The organism is Paenibacillus sp. J22R98 (genome assembly GCF_059383835.1).
In genome coordinates this window covers 161291-177068 of record NZ_JBXENW010000009.1, presented here as the reverse complement: position 1 = coordinate 177068, position 15778 = coordinate 161291, and the positions used below count along the sequence as shown (strand labels likewise).

Genomic DNA, 15778 nt, shown 5'->3' with positions numbered 1-15778 from the left:
CGTACAGCCTCCTTATTTTTTCTCATAATAATGAATGAATACTTCCTCAAGCGAAGGCTCTTCGATCAAAATATCCGTGAAGGCGCAGTCCGCCAATCCTTGAATGAGTGCTTTCATATCGCCCCCATATAGCAGCTTCACATGGGAACCGGTCGTTTCTTGCTTTAAGATGCCCTTCAATTGCGGGAGTCCAATGGCCTCGGGATTGCTAGCTGTCAGGGTAATATTCTTGAGGTTGTTCTTGAGCAGCTGCTCGACGGATTCGACTTTAATAAGTGCACCTTCTTTAATAATGGCGACCCGGTCGCACATCTTCTGTACCTCGCTCAGAATGTGGGAGGAGAAGAAGATCGTTGTACCCTTCCTGCGCTCTTCGGTAAGCAGCTCGAAGAACGTATTCTGCATAAGCGGATCAAGGCCGCCGGTGGGCTCATCGAGTATAAGCAGCTTCGGCCTGTGCAGCAGCGCTTGAACGATGCCGACTTTCTTGCGGTTGCCGAAGGAGAGGTCCTCGATTTTACGGGAGAGATCCAGGTCGAGGCGCTCGGCCAGCTCTGTGATGCGATTGGAATCCGTTTGATCATAGAAAGCCGCCGAATACTTAAGCAGATCCATAACCTTCATGTCATCATAATAAAATACTTCTGAAGGCAGATAACCGACTTGGCGGCGGATGGCCTTGGCATCCTTCACGATGTCCATGCCTAGAATCGAAGCGCTGCCCGAGGTAGGAAAGACAAAATTGAGCAGCGTTCGGATTGTTGTACTCTTGCCGGCGCCGTTCGGTCCAATGAACCCGAATACCTCGCCTTCTCCGATCATAAAGGATACATCGGATATGCCACGGCTCTTGCCGTACGTTTTCGTCAACTGACGAAGTTCGACGATTGGTTTCACGCTTGGAGCCTCCTATCGTTTTAGAGGGTTAATTAAGGATGTTGACTCGTGAGTCAATGTGATTGTAATCCTATATTGACTGATGAGTCAATACGTTTTTTGTGTGCTCGCGAATAGGGATTTGGTGCTCTGATCGACTTGAACAGCGTGCGTATTTTGTCGGTTTTTGTAGGAGGGCGGGATTAGAAGGTAGTGTCAGCAATGGTCCGAATACCCAACAAAATCACAGATTGTTCAAAATAATTCGTGAAAATTGCAAAAACTAGGTAAAACACGAACTTTAATAAGTTTATTTGAATTTAATGTTCGTGTTTTTTCGTTGACATTCTGCGTCAGGATTGATAAACTAGGGATAGCGAAAAACGAATCATATACTTACCATGCAAGACTCGTATATCCTTGGGGATTAGGCCCGAGAGTATCTACCCGAGAACCTTAATTTTCGGACTACGAGCCCATGCAGTTGAAGAACCAGGTTGCCGCCTTGACGGGGCAGCCTGATGTTGTCTATTGCCTCCTGTCTACTGGTTAGCAGGGCGGCGATAGAGCTTGATCTTCATTGCTGGACTTGTAAGTCCCGAAGCCATCCAGATTGTGGAGTCTGTGCTGAGGGACTTTTTTTGTGGCTTGTACTGTAATCCGATTCCTTCATCAAACAAAGGTGGTTATAAGCAGATGTCAGCAAAAGTCGGCGTCATCATGGGCAGTAAGTCAGACTGGGAGACTATGAAGCTAGCCTGTGACGTTCTGGACGAGTTACAAATCCCCTACGAGAAGAAGGTTGTTTCGGCTCACCGGACACCGGACCTTATGTTCCAATACGCAGAAACAGCAGTAGAACGCGGCTTGAAGGTTATTATCGCGGGTGCTGGCGGAGCTGCACATTTGCCCGGCATGGTCGCTGCGAAGACGATCTTGCCGGTTATTGGCGTGCCTGTGAAGTCTTCGAATTTGAACGGACTTGACTCGCTGCTGTCCATCGTTCAGATGCCCGGCGGCATTCCGGTTGCAACGGTTGCGATCGGCAACGCCGGCGGCACAAACGCGGGATTGCTTGCAGCACAGATGCTCGGCGCGTTCGATCCGGATGTACAAGCCCGCGTGCTTGCGCGCCGCGAACGAATTGAGCAGGAAGTGCTCGAAAGCAGTGAGACGCTATGAGCAGCGGCACGGGTAAAGAAGTGAAGGTGATTTTGCCCGGCTCCACAGTCGGGATCCTTGGCGGCGGTCAACTTGGCCGGATGATGGCGAATGCAGGCAGCGCCATGGGATACCGGTTCGTGGCACTGGATCCTACGCCGGATGCGCCCACCGGACAAGTTGCCGGTCAAATCGTAGCCGCGTATGACAATCGCGATGCGGCTCGCGAGCTGGCGGAGCGCTCCGATGTCATCACGTATGAGTTCGAGAACGTCGATGCCGGCGTTGCGGCCATGCTGATGGAGGAATCGTACGTGCCGCAAGGCAGCGAGCTGCTCTATACGACGCAGCATCGGCTGCGTGAGAAACGGGCGATTGAAGCGGCGGGCGTGAAGGTTGCGCCTTATGCCGAAGTTCGAAGCGCAGATGAGCTTCGCGAAGCAGTTAGCCGTTTCGGCCTGCCTTGCGTGCTGAAGACCGCTATGGGCGGCTATGACGGCAAAGGCCAATGGGTCATCCGCAGCGAAGCTGAAATCGATGAGGCGTTCGAGACGCTCAATCGTGCCGGTACGGAGCTTGTTCTGGAGCAGTTCATTCGCTTCCAGAAGGAGCTTTCGGTCATTGCGGCAAGAAGCCCGCAGGGCGAGATTCGTACCTTCCCGGCAGCGGAGAACATCCACGTCGATAACATATTGCATCTGTCGATCGTGCCTGCACGGATCGATGAAGAACTTCAGCGGGAAGCGGAGCGGCTTGCTGCTCGAATCGCTGAAGGGCTCGGAGCGGTTGGCTTGATCGCGGTGGAGCTGTTCTTGACGGAGGACGGCGAATTGTTCGTCAACGAGCTTGCGCCGCGTCCGCATAACAGCGGCCATTATACGATGGAAGCTTGCCGGACATCGCAGTTCGAGCAGCATGTGCGCGCTGTATGCGGTTTGCCGCTTGGCGACACGGCGCTTCTTACGCCGGTTGTTATGGTGAACGTGCTCGGCGAGCATGTGGAGCCGCTGCTGGAACTGATCGCGAAGCAAGATGAGCATGCGGAACGTTTAGGCGTAGCGCCTAAAATTCATTTATATGGGAAACATGAAGCCAAACATAAACGGAAAATGGGTCATGTCAACGTGCTTGCATCGGATGTGGAGCAAGCGCTGGCATGGATTTCCGAAACCAACATTTGGAGGGTTTAATTCACGATGTTAGAACGTTACAGCAGACCGGAAATGAGAGCGATTTGGACGGAAGAGAACAAATTCAAGGCATGGTTAGAGGTTGAGCTTTGCGCATGCGAGGCTTGGGTAGAGCTTGGCGTAATCCCGCGCGAGGATGTTGAAGCCCTTCGCAAAGGCGCAACCTTCAATATCGACCGCATCAACGAGATCGAGCTTGAAACACGCCATGACGTTATCGCGTTCACGCGTGCGGTATCCGAGACCGTTGGTCCCGAGCGCAAATGGGTTCATTACGGCCTGACTTCCACGGACGTTGTGGATACGGCGATGGGTTACCTCCTTCTTCAAGCGAACACGATCTTGGAGAAAGACATTACGAACTTTATTGAAATTTTACGCGGCCAAGCGGTTGCTTATAAAGATACAGCGATGATGGGCCGTACGCATGGCGTACACGCGGAGCCGACAACGTTCGGTTTGAAGCTTGCCCTTTGGTACGAAGAAATGAAGCGTAACCTGGAACGTTTCCGCCATGCGGCTAACGGCGTGCAATTCGGCAAAATCTCCGGCGCAGTAGGCACTTACGCGAACATCGATCCTTTTGTAGAAGAATTCACATGTAAGAAGCTCGGCATTACGCCTGCTCCGATCTCCACGCAAACGCTGCAGCGTGACCGTCATGCGGAGTACATTGGCACATTGGCACTGATCGCGACTTCGCTCGATAAATTCGCTACGGAAATCCGCGCTCTTCAGAAGAGCGAGTTCCGTGAAGTGGAAGAGCCGTTCGCCAAAGGTCAAAAGGGTTCATCCGCAATGCCGCACAAACGTAACCCGATCGGCTGCGAGAACATCTCCGGTCTATCCCGTGTTATCCGCGGCCATATGCTGACAGCTTACGAGAATGTCGTGCTGTGGCATGAGCGTGACATCAGCCATTCGTCGGCTGAGCGCGTCATTTTGCCGGATTCCACGATGCTGCTCAACTACATGTTGAACCGTCTGGGCAACATCATCAAGAACCTTCAGGTTTTCCCTGAGAACATGAAACGCAATATGCAGCGTACGTTCGGCGTGCCTTTCTCCGGCCGCGTCATGACGAAGCTGATCGATAAAGGCATGAGCCGCGAGCAAGCGTACGACACAGTACAGCCGCGCGCGATGCAAGCATGGGAAGAGCAACGCCAATTCCGCGATATCATCGAGTCGACGCCTGAGATTACGGCTCATTTGTCCGCTGATGAAATCGCGGATGCGTTTAACCCGGCTTGGCATCTTAAGCACGTGGATACAATTTTCAGACGTTTGGAATTGATTTAAGAGCATGACTGCGCATGCATGAACGTCCTACGATCGCTGTTGTACTTTGAATTTCTTTGAACTTTAGGAGATTAGAGGTAGAAATTCAAGTACAAAGGCGAACGCTTACGCTTCTTCGGACTGTTCATGCCTGCTCCGTCACACTTCGTATAGATCAAGACAAACCACTGAATAAAAGGAGAGAGAGAAATGACACAAGCGTTGTCCACGGCTGTGGATTATGTGAAGGCGCCGCTGCTGTATAAGGGCAAGGTGCGCGAGCTTTATGATCTAGGCGAGCATTATCTCATTGTGGTCACGGACCGCATCAGCGCGTTCGACTATGTGCTTGATCCGGCTGTACCGGAGAAGGGCAACGTACTGAATCGGTTGTCGGCCTTCTGGTTCGATCAAACGGCGGCTATGATGCCGAATCATATCGTTCACACGGACGTGTACAAGCTTGGCGATCTCGTAACGGAGCCTGAACTTCTGATAAACCGCATTATGGTTTCAAAGAAAGCAGAGCGCATCGATATCGAATGTGTCGTTCGCGGCTATATCACCGGCGGCGGTTGGAGACAATATGTGAAAACATCGGCAATTAACGGCATTGAGCTGCCGGAAGGTCTGCGCAAGAACGAGCGTTTTGCAGCACCGTTGTTCACGCCGGCTGCGAAGAACGACGTTGGCCACGACGAAGACATCCCGTTTGAGCGGATGCAAGAGATGGTCGGCGCCGAGCTGGCGGAAGAGCTTCGCGACAAGAGCATTGCCCTGTACGAATATGCGCGCGGCTTCTGCGAAGAGCGCGGCATCATTTTGGCGGATTGCAAATTCGAGTTCGGCCTTATAGATGGTAAAGTCATTCTCATCGACGAAATCTTCACCCCGGATTCCTCCCGTTTCTGGGCGAAAGACAACTATGCCTACGACATCGAAATCGACAGCATGGACAAAGAACCGGTACGCACTTACTTGCTCGGCTCCGACTGGGACCGCGACAGCAAACCGGCTCCGCTCCCGCAAGCCGTCGTAGAAGAAACAACCAACCGCTACCTAGCCATCTACAAAGCGCTAACCGGCGAAGCATTGGTTTAGTAATCAAAACCCGCGGGCCAAGCACAGATGGCTCGCACTATATAAATCAGGCGACGCAAGCGGCGGCGGATAGCCCCGCGAAGCGAGCCCAGGATGCTCCCAGAGCATCCTGCAAAATAAGTGTTTTCCCAGGATGGGCGAAGCAAATAAGTGGTATGTCGAGCCGTAGAGCGCAAGCGCTCGCCTTTGAACTTTGGAAACATCCGCTAGGATATTGTTCAAGTTTCCCAAAGTTCAACAGCGACGAAGGCCGACTTATCCACGTTTTGCGCAGCTCTCCCATCCCAAAAACCCCATTTTCCAGGAGGCGACCCCCCAAATGAAGGCTAAAGTTTACGTAACGATCAAACAAAACGTGCTTGACCCGCAAGGCAGCGCTGTACAAGGCGCGTTGCACACAATGGGCTTCGAGGAAGTTGGCAAAGTCCGCATCGGCAAATATTTGGAACTGAACCTAGATACTACGGATCGTGCAGAAGCGGAAGTTCGTCTGAAAGCGATGTGTGAGAAGCTGCTGGCGAACACAGTAGTGGAAGACTACCGTTTTGAATTGGAGGGCTAAACGATGAAGTTTGCGGTTATCGTTTTTCCAGGCTCCAACTGTGATATTGACTGCTTCAAAGCAGTAGAAGATACAATCGGCCAGCAAGTCGAATACGTATGGCATACGGCTACGGATCTTTCCGCATATGATGCGATTCTCGTGCCGGGCGGCTTCTCCTATGGAGACTACCTGCGCTGTGGCGCAATCGCTCGTTTTGCACCGGTAATGAACGAAGTTGTAAAAGCAGCTGAGGCGGGCAAGTTCATTCTCGGCATCTGCAATGGCTTCCAAATCCTTACCGAGGCAGGCCTGCTGCCAGGCGCACTGCGCCGCAACAGCGGCATGAAATTCATCTGCCAGCAAACACAGCTGGAAGTCGTGAACAACGCGACAGCATTCACTAGCCAATACAGCGCCGGTGAAATTATCGATATTCCGATCGCGCATGGCGAAGGCAACTACTACTGCGACGACGAAACGCTCGCGCAGCTCAAAGCAAACAACCAAATTGTGTTCCGTTATGCGGGTGATACGAACCCGAACGGTTCCATCGACAATATCGCAGGGATTAGCAATGAGCGTGGCAACGTGGTTGGCATGATGCCGCATCCGGAGCGCGCGGTGGATCAACTGCTTGGCTCGGAAGACGGCAAACGGATGTTTACATCGATTTTGAATGCTTGGAGGGAACAAAATGGCGCAGCAGTTAACAGCTAAGGAACCGACAGCGGAACAAATTGCGGAGCAACGCATTTATACGCAATTCGGTGTGACGGATCATGAATATGAACTGGTTTGCGGTTTTCTGGGCCGTAAGCCGAACTATACGGAAATCGGCGTTTTCAGTGTTATGTGGTCGGAGCACTGCTCCTACAAGAACTCGAAGAAAATCCTGAAGAAGTTCCCGATCACTGGACCAAAAGTATTGATGGGTCCGGGCGAGGGCGCAGGTATCGTCGATATCGGCGACAACCAAGCGGTTGTGTTCAAAATCGAATCGCATAACCATCCTTCCGCAGTTGAGCCATACCAAGGCGCGGCAACAGGCGTAGGCGGCATCATCCGCGACATTTTCTCCATGGGTGCTCGTCCGGTTGCGCTGCTGAACAGCTTGCGTTTCGGTAATCTGGAGAACCAACGCGTTAAATATTTGTTCGAGCACGTAGTTGGCGGTATCGCAGGCTATGGTAACTGTATCGGGATTCCGACAGTTGCCGGCGAAGTCATGTTCGATGAAAGCTACGAAGGCAATCCGCTTGTAAACGCAATGTGCGTGGGTCTGATCGATCATGATAAAATCCAGCGTGGCGTCGCTAAGGGTGTAGGCAACCCGGTATTCTACGTGGGTCCTGCTACGGGCCGTGACGGTATTCACGGTGCGACATTCGCATCGGTCGAATTGTCCGAAGAGTCCGAAGAGAAACGTACGGCTGTCCAAGTAGGCGATCCATTCATGGAGAAGCTTGTTATGGAAGCAACGCTTGAGCTAATCAATGCCGGCATCGTAGTCGGTATTCAAGATATGGGAGCAGCGGGTCTGACTTGCTCCAGCGCGGAGATGGCGTCCAAAGCGGGCAACGGCTTGGAGCTGTACCTCGATGAGGTGCCTCAGCGCGAAGAAGGCATGACGCCTTACGAAATGATGCTTTCCGAGTCGCAAGAGCGTATGTTGTTCGTAGTTGAACCGCAGCACGAAGCACAAGCGCAGGAAATTTTTGACCGTTGGGGCATTATCTGCGTGAAGGTTGGTAAAGTTACGGATGATGGCCGCCTGCGTCTGTTCCACCAAGGCGAAGAAGTGGCGAATATGCCGGTTACAGCGCTCGTTGACGAGTGCCCAATGTACGACAAACCTTCCAAAGAGCCTGCTTACTACGCGGCAAATGCTGCAATCGATACGACTGCTTATGCGGAAGTAACGGATCTGACGGATGCATTGAAAAAGGTGTTGGCTTCGCCGACAGTGGCGAGCAAAGAGTGGGTTTACAACCAATATGATTACATGGTGCGCACAAGCACTGCGGTTCAACCAGGCTCCGATGCTGCGGTTGTAACGATTCGCGGAACGCGCAAAGCGCTTGCGATGACAACGGACTGCAACGGCCGCTATGTATACCTTGATCCAGAAGTAGGCGGACGTATCGCAGTAGCGGAAGCAGCGCGTAACATCGTATGTTCCGGTGCGGAGCCGCTCGCGATCACGGATAACCTGAACTTCGGCAGCCCGGAGAAGCCGGAAGTGTTCTGGCAGCTTGAGAAAGCGGCAGACGGCATTTCCGAAGCTTGCCGTACGCTGGAAACGCCGGTTATCGGCGGTAATGTCAGCTTGTACAACGAAAATGCGAAAGGCGCGATTTACCCAACACCGGTTATCGGGATGGTTGGACTCGTGCACGACGTTGACCATATTACGACGCAAGGCTTCAAGGCGGAAGGCGATGTCATTTTCCTTGCCGGCGAAACGAAGCATGAGCTTGGCGGAAGTGAATTGCAATACGTGCTGCAAGGCAAGAGCGAAGGACGTCCTCCGCAAATTGACCTGGCTACAGAGAAAAAGCTGCTTGATGGCGTGCTTGGCGCGATCCGCGAAGGTCTTGTTGCTTCGGCGCATGACTTGTCCGAGGGCGGCCTAGCGGTTGCGCTTGCGGAATCGGCGATCAGCGGTAAGCTTGGCGCTGAAGTGGACATTACGACAGACCTGCGTCCGGATGCTGCTTTGTTCAGCGAATCACAATCCCGTATATTGCTTTCGGCTAAACCGGAGCAAGCACAAGCGCTGCAGAAGTACCTGACAGATAAAGGCGTACCGAACGCGGCACTCGGCGTCGTACGCCCAAGCGGACTTGTTGTTACTGTTAATGGCAAACCGGGCATCCATGCACCGGTTGATCAACTGGAGAAGGTTTGGAAGGATGCGATTCCATGTCTGATGAAATAAAACAGCTGCCGAAGCTGTGGACAGGCGATCACTATAACGAAGGCATTGGCCGGGATGATATTTTTGATAAATTGCGCGAAGAGTGCGGAGTATTCGGGGTGTACGGCATCCCGGATGCCTGCTCCCTTGGCTACTACGGGCTGCACGCGCTGCAGCATCGCGGCGAAGAGAGCTCCGGCATGGCTGCGGTGGAATCAACAACCGGCAAGTTTACGTATCACCGTGGCATGGGGCTTGTAAAGGAAGTGTTCGACCAAGCAACGCTGGAAGGCCTTCCGGGCAACTGTGTCATCGGCCATGTTCGGTATTCGACTGCAGGGGAAAGCAAGCTCGCGAATGCGCAGCCGCTTGTCTTCAAATATCGTGACGGCGATTTGGCTGTCGCAACGAACGGAAATATCGTGAACGCGCCTTCGATCCGCAAGGAACTGGAGAGCCAAGGCTCGATTTTCCAAACGACAAGCGATACGGAAGTTATTGCCCATCTGATTGCACGCTCGAACAAAGACTTCGTAAGTGCGGCAAAAGATGCGCTGCAGCGGATTATTGGCGGTTTTGCTTTTCTCATTATGACGAATGACAAGCTGCTTGTTGCCTCTGACGGCCATGGCCTTCGTCCACTCGTAATGGGTAAGCTGGACGGCGGTTATGTATTCGCTTCGGAGACGTGCGCGCTTGAAACTTGCGGCGCTGAGTATGTACGCGACGTGCAGCCGGGCGAGCTGCTTGTGCTGGATAAGAACGGTCTGCGTGAGGATCGTTTCGAGAAGCTGGAGCGCCGCGCGACTTGTGCGATGGAATATATTTATTTTGCAAGACCGGATAGCGATATTAACGGAATCAACCTGCACTCGGCGCGCAAGCGCATGGGGCAGAAGCTGGCACTTGAAGCCTTCTTCGATGCCGATCTCGTAACCGGCGTACCGGATTCCAGTATTTCGGCAGCCATCGGATATGCGGAGCAAACGGGGATTCCTTATGAACTTGGTCTGATCAAGAACAAGTACACGGGCCGTACGTTCATCCAACCTTCGCAAGAGCTTCGTGAAAAAGGTGTCAAAATGAAGTTGTCTGCGGTTCGCAAAGTGGTGGAAGGCAAGCGCGTTGTCATGATCGATGACTCGATCGTGCGCGGTACTACGAGCCTACGTATCGTCAACCTGCTTCGTGAAGCAGGCGCGACTGAGGTTCATGTGTGCATTACTTCACCTCCGTTCAAGAACCCTTGCTACTACGGCATCGATACGCCTGACCGCAAGGAACTGATTGCCTCGCAGAAGACGGTTGAAGAAATTCGCCAGGCGATCAACGCGGATTCGTTATATTTTCTAAGCCATGAAGGTTTTATCGAGGCTGTTGGCGGCAACGACGGCGAATACAATCGCGGGATGTGCTTGGCTTGCTTCGATAATGATTATCCGACACCGGTGGATCCGACTTCGGAGAAAAGCTGCAGCTGTTAGAGTATGGTGAAGGCAGCTGCCTGCGGCCGATACGGGTCTCCACTCGCTGTTGTAGATGGATTTCTTTGAATTTTCTAACCTGTATGGGTTGGAAATCCATCTACAAAGGCGACCGCTAACGCTGTTCCGACTCCATATCGGCCTCCGGCCGCTTTTTCACCTTGGGGTATGATCCGAAAGACAAACCTTGATCACCTAAGGTTTGATGAAATAATTCTAAGGAGTGACTATCGTGGCAGAAGCTTATAAAGAAGCCGGCGTTGATATCGCGGCTGGTAACGAAGCAGTCGAACGGATGAAGAAACACGTGAAGAAGACGTTCCGTCCGGAAGTATTGACGGATCTTGGCGGCTTCGGCGGTCTGTTCGGTCTTAATAAAGACAAGTACGAGGAGCCGGTATTGGTTTCGGGTACGGACGGTGTGGGTACGAAGCTGAAGGTTGCTTTTGCGATGGACAAGCATGACACGATCGGTATTGATGCGGTTGCGATGTGCGTGAACGATATTATCGTTCAAGGCGCAGAGCCGCTGTTCTTCCTCGATTACCTCGCTTGCGGCAAAGTAGAGCCTGCGAAGATCGAAGCGATCGTAAAAGGAATTTCCGACGGCTGCGTGCAGTCCGGCTGCGCTCTAATCGGCGGCGAAACCGCGGAAATGCCCGGTATGTACCAAGGCGACGAGTACGATATCGCTGGTTTTACAGTCGGAATCGTAGACAAGAAAAACATCATCGACGGCAAAACGATCGCACCTGGCGATGTTGTGCTGGGTCTCGCTTCGAGCGGTATCCACAGCAATGGCTTCTCGCTCGTTCGTCGATTGCTGCTTGACACAGCTGGATATGGTCTTGGCGATACACTGCCTGAGCTTGGCGGCAAAACGCTTGGCGAAGTCATCATCGAGCCGACTCGGATTTATGTGAAATCCGTTCTTGAGCTGATCAAACAAGTACAAGTTAAAGGGATGGCCCATATTACAGGCGGCGGATTCATTGAGAACATTCCGCGGGTTCTGCCTGATGGCGTCAACGTTGAGATTGCATACGGTTCATGGCCGATTCAACCAATCTTCGGGCTGATGCAAGAGAAAGGCTCGATCACAAACCGCGATATGTTCACAACGTTCAACATGGGTGTGGGTATGGTCGTTGTCGTTCCTGCTGAACAAGCCGAAGAAGCGCTGCGCATTGCGCGCGAGCTTGGCGAAGATGCTTATATCATCGGTAAAGTAACGGAAGGCAGCCGTGTAGTTACCTTTACGGGAGCTGACGTTTAATGGCCGGCTTGCGCGTCGCCGTGTTTGCTTCGGGCTTCGGCTCGAACTTCGGGGCGCTCGTGGATGCGGCAAAACAACAAAGGCTCGAGGGCGCAAGCCTCGAGCTTCTTGTTTGTGATAAGCCGGAGGCGCCTGTAGTTGCGCGCGCGCGAGAAGCTGGCATTGATGTGTTATTGTTCAAGCCGAAGGAGTACGCTTCGCGTGAAGCGTATGAAACGGAGATTCTGGCGGAGCTGATGCGACGCGGAATCGAGCTGATCGTACTGGCAGGCTATATGCGAATTCTGACGTCGGTGCTCGTTGAGCCGTTTTTGGGACGGATGATCAATGTGCATCCGTCGCTGCTGCCCGCATTCCCGGGCGTGAACGGGATCGGCCAGGCGCTGGCCTACGGCGTGAAGGTGACGGGGGTCACCGTTCACTTCGTGGATGGCGGCCTGGACAGCGGCCCGATCATCGCGCAGCGCACAGTCGAAGTCGCCGACGGTGACACGCTGGAGACACTCGCGCCGCGGATCCACGCGGCGGAGCAGGCGCTGCTTCCGTGGGTCGTCTCGCGCATCGCCGCCGGGGCGGTCGCGATCGATGGCCGACACGTGAGCGTGAAGTAGATCGAGTTGGTGAAGGTTATCAAGAGAGCTACTACTTGGCGAGAACCTGAGCGACACATTGGCTAGAAACCGACGAATCAAGCCCATGAGTAGCACCCAGAGCAACACATTGGCTAGAAACCGACGAATCGAGCACCAGAGTAGCACCCAGAGCAACACATGGGCTGGAAACCAACGAATCAAGCACAAGAGTAGCTCTCAGGGCAACACATTGGCTAGAAACCGACGAATCAAGCTCATGAGTAGCTCTCAGAGCAACACATTGGCTAGTAACCGACACTTAGGCTAAACACATTGAGTAGCATGAGCTAGTTTGAACATAGAGATGCAAGTTTTACTTACAGAATGCGTGCTCCATCGGAGCGGCGCAAAAACTTTTTAGGAGGTTCTATTTTGACCATTCGCAGAGCACTTATTAGCGTATCGGATAAGACGGGGATTGTGGAGTTTTCGCGGGCGTTGGCTGGACTTGGTGTGCAAATTATTTCGACAGGCGGTACGGCGAGCCTGCTGGAGAAGGAAGGCGTTCCGGTTATCGGGATCTCCGATGTAACGGGCTTCCCGGAGATTTTGGATGGCCGCGTGAAGACGCTGCACCCTGCCGTACACAGCGGTCTGCTTGCTGTTCGCGATGACGAAGAGCATCAGAAAGCGATGGAAGAGCTTGGCCTCGACTACATCGACCTCGTTGTCGTGAACCTGTATCCTTTTGCAGCGACGATTGCGAAACCGGATGTATCCTACGAGGATGCAATCGAGAACATCGATATCGGCGGCCCGACGATGCTTCGTTCGGCAGCGAAGAACCATGCTTTCGTAACGGTTGTCGTAGACGCGGCAGACTACCAAACAGTTCTCGACGAAGTGAAAGCGCAAGGCGACACTACGCTTGAGACTCGTAAGAGCCTCGCAGCGAAAGTATTCCGCCACACCGGCGCTTACGATGCGCTCATCTCGGACTACCTCTCGAAGCTGCAAGGCAATCCGCTTCCGGAGAGCTACACCGTTACGTACGAGAAAGTGCAGGATCTGCGTTATGGCGAGAACCCGCATCAGAAAGCAGCGTTCTACCGCAAGCCGCTGGCATCCGCAGGCAACATCACAACGGCTGAGCAGCTGCACGGCAAAGAGCTGTCCTATAACAATATCAACGACGCTAACGCGGCGCTTGCTATTGTCAAAGAATTCAACGAACCGGCTGTCGTAGCGGTAAAACATATGAATCCATGCGGCGTGGGTATCGGCAGCGACATTCACGAAGCTTACCAGAAAGCCTACGCAGCAGATCCAACTTCGATCTTCGGCGGCATTGTGGCGGCTAACCGTACAATCGGCGTAGAGACAGCGAAGCTGCTGAGCGAGATTTTCCTTGAGATCGTTATTGCTCCGGACTTCACGCCTGAGGCGCTTGAAGTGCTGACGAAGAAGAAAAACATCCGCTTGATGAAGCTAGGCGAAATCCAAGCAGCAGGCGAACGCAAACCGGAATGGCTCGTAACGAGCGTAGACGGCGGCATGCTCGTACAAGAGAGCGATGTGCACAGCCTGACTGAAGCGGACATTCAAATCGTCACTAACCGCAAGCCAACAGAAGAAGAGCTGAAACAGCTGCTGTTCGGTTGGAAAGTTGTGAAGCATGTGAAGTCGAACGCGATCCTTCTCGCATCGGACGATATGACGGTAGGCGTAGGCGCTGGTCAAATGAACCGTGTCGGCGCAGCTCGCATCGCGATCGAGCAAGCAGGCGACAAAGCAAAAGGCGCAGTTCTCGCTTCTGACGCATTCTTCCCAATGGGCGACACGCTGGAGCTGGCAGCGAAAGCCGGCATCACGGCCGTTATCCAACCAGGCGGTTCGATCAAAGACGAGGAATCGATCGCAGTAGCCAATGCGCATAACATTGCGATGGTGCTGACAGGCGTTCGTCATTTTAAACACTAGTACAGGCTTGGATAAAAAGGAGGGTTTCCTTTGCGGATTATGGTCATCGGCGGCGGCGGGCGTGAGCACGCGATCGTCTGGGCGCTGAATAAGAGCGATAAAGTAAGCAAAATTTTCTGTGCGCCGGGCAATGCAGGCATTGCGGAGCTGGCAGAAATTGCGCCAATTCCGGTCAACCGGTTTGACGATCTCATTCAATTTGCATGCGATAATGCAGTAGATCTGGTCTTCGTAGGACCGGACGATCCGCTTGCGGACGGAATCGTCGACGCTTTCGAAGCGCGCAACATTCCAATCTACGGACCTAGCAAGAAAGCGGCTGAAATCGAAGGCAGCAAGATCTTCATGAAGGATCTGCTGAAGAAGTACGAGATCCCGACAGCCAAATACGAGACGTTCACCGAATACGAGACGGCACTGGCTTACTTGCGCGAGCAAGAGCTGCCGATCGTCGTGAAAGCAGACGGTCTCGCGGCAGGTAAAGGCGTTACGGTTGCGGCAACGTTGGAAGAAGCAGAAGAAGCGCTCCACGGCATGATGGTGGGTAAAGTGTTCGGCGAATCCGGCGGGCGCGTCGTAATTGAGGAGTTCCTTTCAGGCGAAGAGATGTCGATCCTGGCATTCGTCGATGGAGAAACGGTACGCGCAATGGTGCCGGCTCAAGATCACAAGCCAGTCTACGACAACGACAAAGGCCCGAATACGGGCGGTATGGGCACGTATTCACCGCTGCCGCACATCGATCCGGCAATCGTGGAAGAGTCCATCGAGAACATCATCAAGCCGACGGCGCGAGCTATGGTCAGCGAAGGCCGTCCGTTCCGCGGCGTCCTATTCGCGGGGTTGATGATGACGAAGGACGGCCCTAAGACGATTGAGTTCAACGCACGGATGGGCGATCCCGAGACACAGGTGGTCTTGCCGCGTCTCAAAACCGACCTGCTCGATATCGTGCTTGCTTCCATGAACGGACGTCTCGATCAGCTTGAGATCGAGTGGAGCGACGAAGCTGCGGTATGCGTCATTGCCGCATCCGAAGGTTACCCGGCGGCATATCCGAAAGGCCTGCCTATCTCGGGTCTGGATGCTGCAAAAGCACAAGGCGCGCTCGTGTTCCACGCCGGTACGGCTCTTTCTGCCGAAGGCGAGATCGTAACGAACGGCGGACGCGTGCTCGGCATCGTCGGCCGTGGCAGCGATATTGCGGTAGCGCGCGCGAAAGCGTATGAAGCGGCGGCAGCGATTCATTTTGACGGTATGCACTGCCGTACCGATATTGCGGCGAAAGCGCTGAAATAGCGGAAGCTATATATGAAGAGAGTTGTCCACATCTGGACAACTCTTTTTTTCTTGTCCACACAATTTCTCACACCATCCACACCCAGATTCAGGTATG

Annotated in this window: 13 protein-coding genes and 1 riboswitch; of the genes, 12 read left to right on the top strand and 1 reads right to left on the bottom strand. The window is 53.3% G+C overall.

The window, feature by feature from the left end; translation table 11 throughout:
* Positions 1 to 12: 12 nt before the first annotated feature.
* Positions 13 to 897 (bottom strand): ABC transporter ATP-binding protein, encoded by an 885-nt coding sequence (locus tag AC50Y3_RS23235; RefSeq protein WP_494821103.1) that lies wholly within the window; start codon positions 895 to 897, stop codon positions 13 to 15.
* A gap of 369 nt (positions 898 to 1266) precedes the next feature.
* Positions 1267 to 1367, top strand: a riboswitch (purine riboswitch).
* Positions 1368 to 1572: 205 nt separating this feature from the next.
* On the opposite strand from AC50Y3_RS23235, the gene purE reads away from it, so the two are divergent.
* From purE to purD, 12 genes are all read left to right on the top strand, one after another.
* Positions 1573 to 2058 (top strand): 5-(carboxyamino)imidazole ribonucleotide mutase, encoded by a 486-nt coding sequence (purE, locus tag AC50Y3_RS23230; RefSeq protein ID WP_090978892.1) that lies wholly within the window; start codon positions 1573 to 1575, stop codon positions 2056 to 2058.
* Positions 2055 to 3227, top strand: a complete 1173-nt coding sequence (gene purK, locus AC50Y3_RS23225; RefSeq protein ID WP_494821102.1) for a 5-(carboxyamino)imidazole ribonucleotide synthase — start codon at positions 2055 to 2057, stop codon at positions 3225 to 3227. The genes purE and purK overlap by 4 nt, the downstream gene beginning before the upstream one ends.
* Before the next feature lie 6 nt (positions 3228 to 3233).
* On the top strand, positions 3234 to 4529 hold the full coding sequence (gene purB / locus AC50Y3_RS23220) for an adenylosuccinate lyase (RefSeq protein ID WP_494821101.1): 1296 nt from the start codon (positions 3234 to 3236) through the stop codon (positions 4527 to 4529).
* Positions 4530 to 4718: 189 nt separating this feature from the next.
* Complete coding sequence (locus AC50Y3_RS23215) at positions 4719 to 5609, top strand: phosphoribosylaminoimidazolesuccinocarboxamide synthase (RefSeq protein ID WP_494821100.1); 891 nt, start codon at positions 4719 to 4721, stop codon at positions 5607 to 5609.
* A gap of 319 nt (positions 5610 to 5928) precedes the next feature.
* Positions 5929 to 6171: a phosphoribosylformylglycinamidine synthase subunit PurS gene (gene purS, locus AC50Y3_RS23210; protein ID WP_494821099.1), complete on the top strand. Its 243-nt coding sequence runs from the start codon at positions 5929 to 5931 to the stop codon at positions 6169 to 6171.
* A 3-nt stretch (positions 6172 to 6174) separates the two neighbouring features.
* Complete coding sequence (purQ, locus tag AC50Y3_RS23205) at positions 6175 to 6870, top strand: phosphoribosylformylglycinamidine synthase subunit PurQ (RefSeq protein ID WP_494821098.1); 696 nt, start codon at positions 6175 to 6177, stop codon at positions 6868 to 6870.
* Positions 6848 to 9091: a phosphoribosylformylglycinamidine synthase subunit PurL gene (purL, locus tag AC50Y3_RS23200; RefSeq protein ID WP_494821097.1), complete on the top strand. Its 2244-nt coding sequence runs from the start codon at positions 6848 to 6850 to the stop codon at positions 9089 to 9091. Before purQ ends, purL begins: the two co-directional genes overlap by 23 nt.
* Positions 9076 to 10554 carry an amidophosphoribosyltransferase gene (gene purF / locus AC50Y3_RS23195; RefSeq protein WP_494821096.1) on the top strand — a complete coding sequence of 493 codons (1479 nt, stop codon included), beginning with the start codon at positions 9076 to 9078 and terminating at the stop codon, positions 10552 to 10554. Before purL ends, purF begins: the two co-directional genes overlap by 16 nt.
* A 232-nt stretch (positions 10555 to 10786) precedes the next feature.
* On the top strand, positions 10787 to 11830 hold the full coding sequence (purM, locus tag AC50Y3_RS23190; RefSeq protein WP_494821095.1) for a phosphoribosylformylglycinamidine cyclo-ligase: 1044 nt from the start codon (positions 10787 to 10789) through the stop codon (positions 11828 to 11830).
* Positions 11830 to 12441, top strand: coding sequence for a phosphoribosylglycinamide formyltransferase (purN, locus tag AC50Y3_RS23185; RefSeq protein WP_494821094.1), 612 nt, complete (start codon positions 11830 to 11832; stop codon positions 12439 to 12441). The genes purM and purN overlap by 1 nt, the downstream gene beginning before the upstream one ends.
* A gap of 393 nt (positions 12442 to 12834) precedes the next feature.
* A complete protein-coding gene (gene purH / locus AC50Y3_RS23180; protein WP_494821093.1) occupies positions 12835 to 14382 on the top strand; it encodes a bifunctional phosphoribosylaminoimidazolecarboxamide formyltransferase/IMP cyclohydrolase in 1548 nt (515 codons plus the stop codon).
* Between the two features lie 30 nt (positions 14383 to 14412).
* On the top strand, positions 14413 to 15681 hold the full coding sequence (gene purD / locus AC50Y3_RS23175; protein ID WP_494821092.1) for a phosphoribosylamine--glycine ligase: 1269 nt from the start codon (positions 14413 to 14415) through the stop codon (positions 15679 to 15681).
* Positions 15682 to 15778: the final 97 nt, after the last annotated feature.

What these genes read in the sequence shown, in the direction of transcription:
- purE (WP_090978892.1), top strand. Translation starts at nt 1,573, where the DNA reads ATGTCAGCAAAAGTCGGCGTCATCATGGGCAGTAAGTCAGACTGGGAG.
- purK (WP_494821102.1), top strand. Translation starts at nt 2,055, where the DNA reads ATGAGCAGCGGCACGGGTAAAGAAGTGAAGGTGATTTTGCCCGGCTCC.
- purB (WP_494821101.1), top strand. Translation starts at nt 3,234, where the DNA reads ATGTTAGAACGTTACAGCAGACCGGAAATGAGAGCGATTTGGACGGAA.
- AC50Y3_RS23215 (WP_494821100.1), top strand. Translation starts at nt 4,719, where the DNA reads ATGACACAAGCGTTGTCCACGGCTGTGGATTATGTGAAGGCGCCGCTG.
- purS (WP_494821099.1), top strand. Translation starts at nt 5,929, where the DNA reads ATGAAGGCTAAAGTTTACGTAACGATCAAACAAAACGTGCTTGACCCG.
- purQ (WP_494821098.1), top strand. Translation starts at nt 6,175, where the DNA reads ATGAAGTTTGCGGTTATCGTTTTTCCAGGCTCCAACTGTGATATTGAC.
- purL (WP_494821097.1), top strand. Translation starts at nt 6,848, where the DNA reads ATGGCGCAGCAGTTAACAGCTAAGGAACCGACAGCGGAACAAATTGCG.
- purF (WP_494821096.1), top strand. Translation starts at nt 9,076, where the DNA reads ATGTCTGATGAAATAAAACAGCTGCCGAAGCTGTGGACAGGCGATCAC.
- purN (WP_494821094.1), top strand. Translation starts at nt 11,830, where the DNA reads ATGGCCGGCTTGCGCGTCGCCGTGTTTGCTTCGGGCTTCGGCTCGAAC.